Raw genomic sequence first — 1,041 nt, 5'->3', positions numbered from 1 at the left:
TCAGTCCTTGATCTCGCAGATGGGGGCGCCGGAGGTGAGGGAGGCGCCGACGTCGGCGGTGAGGCCCTTGATGGTGCCGGATTTGTGGGCGTTGAGGGGTTGTTCCATCTTCATGGCTTCGAGGACGACGATCAGGTCGCCTTCCTGGACCTGTTGGCCTTCCTCGACGGCGACCTTGACGATGGTGCCCTGCATGGGGGAGGTGAGGGTGTCGCCGGAGGCGACGGGGCCGGACTTCTTCGCGGCGCGGCGTTTGGGCTTGGCGCCGGCGGCGAGGCCGGTGCGGGCCAGGGTCATGCCCAGGCTGGCGGGGAGGGAGACTTCCAGGCGTTTGCCGCCGACCTCGACGACGACGGTCTCGCGGCCGGTGTCCTCCTCGGCGTCGGTGTCGGCGGGGGAGGTGAAGGGCTTGATGTCGTTGACGAACTCGGTCTCGATCCAGCGGGTGTGGACCGTGAAGGGGTCGGTGGAGCCGGTCAGCTCGGGGGCGAAGGCGGGGTCGGTGACGACCGCGCGGTGGAAGGGGATGGCGGTGGCCATGCCCTCGACGTGGAACTCGGCCAGGGCGCGGGCGGCGCGCTGGAGGGCTTCCCTGCGGGTGCGGCCGGTGACGATCAGCTTCGCCAGCAGCGAGTCCCAGGCCGGGCCGATCACGCTGCCGGACTCCACGCCGGCGTCCAGGCGCACGCCGGGGCCGGTGGGCGGGGTGAAGGCGGTGACGGTGCCGGGGGCGGGCAGGAAGCCCCGGCCGGGGTCTTCGCCGTTGATGCGGAACTCGAAGGAGTGGCCGCGCAGGGGCGGGTCGTCGTAGCCGAGTTCCTCGCCGTCGGCGATGCGGAACATCTCGCGGACCAGGTCGATGCCGGAGACTTCCTCGGTGACGGGGTGTTCGACCTGCAGGCGGGTGTTGACCTCGAGGAAGGAGATGGTGCCGTCGGCGCCGACGAGGAACTCCACGGTGCCGGCGCCGACATAGCCGGCTTCCTTGAGGATGGCCTTGGAGGAGGAGTACAGCTCGGCGACCTGCTGCGGGGACAGGAA

1 protein-coding gene is annotated in these 1,041 nt (G+C 70.5%); it reads right to left on the bottom strand.

Going from position 1 to position 1,041, the window contains the following annotated elements:
- A partial coding sequence (locus tag ACIHAR_RS39720) for a biotin/lipoyl-containing protein (protein ID WP_400024142.1) occupies window positions 1-1,041 on the bottom strand: 1,041 nt, incomplete at its 5' end.

Origin of the sequence: Streptomyces sp. NPDC052016, from assembly GCF_044548445.1 — a bacterium.
GTDB lineage: Bacteria > Actinomycetota > Actinomycetes > Streptomycetales > Streptomycetaceae > Streptomyces.
Note: the sequence above shows the minus strand (reverse complement) of the source record. Positions and strands in the feature narration are given on the sequence as shown.